At 63.2% G+C, this 1,978-nt stretch carries 3 protein-coding genes; 2 read left to right on the forward strand and 1 reads right to left on the reverse strand.

Annotated features, from left to right (window positions below):
* The coding region (locus VGR67_00050; GenBank protein HEV8334795.1) for an aconitase family protein at positions 1 to 632 on the reverse strand (632 nt) is incomplete at its 3' end.
* A gap of 177 nt (positions 633 to 809) precedes the next feature.
* Here VGR67_00050 and VGR67_00055 point away from each other — a divergent pair.
* Together VGR67_00055 and VGR67_00060 are read left to right on the forward strand one after the other, a co-directional pair.
* Positions 810 to 1,466: a YceI family protein gene (locus tag VGR67_00055; protein ID HEV8334796.1), complete on the forward strand. Its 657-nt coding sequence runs from the start codon at positions 810 to 812 to the stop codon at positions 1,464 to 1,466.
* An 87-nt stretch (positions 1,467 to 1,553) separates the two neighbouring features.
* On the forward strand, positions 1,554 to 1,978 hold a 425-nt coding region (locus VGR67_00060), incomplete at its 3' end, for a hypothetical protein (GenBank protein HEV8334797.1).

Genomic DNA, 1,978 nt, shown 5'->3' on the forward strand with positions numbered 1-1,978 from the left:
GTGTGCGAGTCGGTCCCGACGAGCGTGTCGGGATAGAACACGCCGTTTTTTTCGAGCACACCTCGGGCGAGATACTCCAGGTTGACCTGATGGACGATGCCGATCCCGGGGGGCACGACGTCGAAACCGTGGAACGCCTGCATGCCCCATTTAAGAAACTCGTAGCGGGCGCGGTTCCTCTTGAACTCCATCTCCATGTTGCGGGCGAGCGCTTCCGGGTTGGACCAGACATCCACCTGGACGGAATGGTCTATGACGAGCGCGACGGGAACGAGCGGTTCGATGACGGCGGGGTCCTTACCCAGGCGCTCGACCGCGGATCGCATCGCGGCCAGATCCACGAGAAGCGGGACACCCGTGAAGTCCTGGAGGATGATGCGGGCGACGACGAACGGGATCTCCGCGGTGCGCTCCGCCTTCGGCTTCCACTGCGCCAGCCGGCGAACGTCCTCCTCCTTGATCCTCTGGCCGTCCAGGTTGCGAAGGACGGATTCGAGGACGATCCGCAGACTGATCGGGAGGCGTGAGATCTCTCCCACGCCGGCCTTCTCGATCTCGCTCAGGGAGAAGAAGGCACCTTCGCCGCCGGCCCCGGTCCGGAATGTCTGGCGTGCATGGAAGGGATCGTTCATTGAGGCCGAACCTGATTCCGCGTTGGCGGGAAGAGAGCGATTCTCCGCGGCGTTGCCATGGCGATCTCCGAGTGTATGGGGCGCCTCCGGGCAGGTCAAGGTGCATGAGGAGAGTCTGAAGACGGAATCCGGCGCCCAGGGGCCGTCATAGATTACGCAGGAATTGGAGGAAAACGGATGCAAAGGAATCCCCGCTTCGTGGCGGTCCTGGCCTTGCTGGCCGCGGCCTCCCGGCCGGCCCTCGGAGACACCGAGACCTTCACCTTCGACAAGGCGCACTCCCTGGTGGGGTTCCGCATCCGGCACTTCGTTTCCAAGGTGGAAGGGCGCTTCAAGGATTTCGATGGAACGATCTGGATCGACCGGGCCAACCCGTCTGCCTCGAAAGTCGAGCTGATTCAGGCTGCCTCGATCGACACCGCCAACGAGAACCGGGACAAGGACCTGCGCTCGGATAACTTCTTCGACACCGCCAAGTACCCAACGATCACGTTCAAGAGCACGAAGATCGAGCCGAAGGGCAAAGACGCTTACGAAGTGACCGGCGAATTCACTCTGCACGGCGTGACGAGGACGATTACTGTTCCCGTCAAGCACGGAGGGTTCTTGAAGATCAAAGGCCGGACCGGCATGACCGAAAAGACGGGTTTCGAAATCAATTTCCCGTTCAGCCGGAAGGACTTCGGGATTGTCTGGAACCGTCCCCTCGACACGGGCGGCTTCATGCTCTCCGACGAAGTGGACATCAATGTCCAGGTCGAAGCCAACAAGCAGATGCCAGAGGAGGCAAAGCCTCCGACACCCGTCGCCGTGCCCACCCCCGCGAAGGGCTGATTCCTCCCGGAAGGCGGGAGGCGGCAGGCGGCAGGCGATAAGCCTTCCCGCCTTCCGTCTGCCGGCTTGGTAGACTCCTTCGCGTCGATGGAATCGCACGCTCTCGGCTGGGTCGCCGTGGTTCTCTATCTCGGCGCCGAGGTCTATTCGATCGTGTCCCTCGTCCGGCCGCGCGTGCCGGCTCTGCCCGGCCATGTGATGGTCGGGGCGGGTCTCGCCCTTCAGTTTGCGGATCTCGAGGTCCGGGCGCGGGCCCTCCATTCGGTTCCCTACCGGACGATCGGCGGCTCCCTCTCGCTCTTCGGCTGGATGCTGGGCCTCTCGTATCTCGCGCTGCTGTTCCGTCACCGGGAGCGAGCCGTCGGACCGTTCCTGATCCCGTTCGTCATTCTCTTCTCGATCCTCGGCCTGTTGCTGCCGCAGCCCGGCCTGGCTGCGGGGTCGGACACGCGAGGCACCCTCTTCGCCCTGCACGTGACCTTCGCGATCCTCGCCTACGCCGCCTTTACTTT

The organism is Candidatus Polarisedimenticolia bacterium (assembly GCA_036004685.1).
In the GTDB taxonomy this organism is placed as follows: Bacteria; Acidobacteriota; Polarisedimenticolia; order Gp22-AA2; family AA152; genus DASYRE01.

What these genes read in the sequence shown, in the direction of transcription:
- VGR67_00055 (HEV8334796.1), top strand. Translation starts at nt 810, where the DNA reads ATGCAAAGGAATCCCCGCTTCGTGGCGGTCCTGGCCTTGCTGGCCGCG.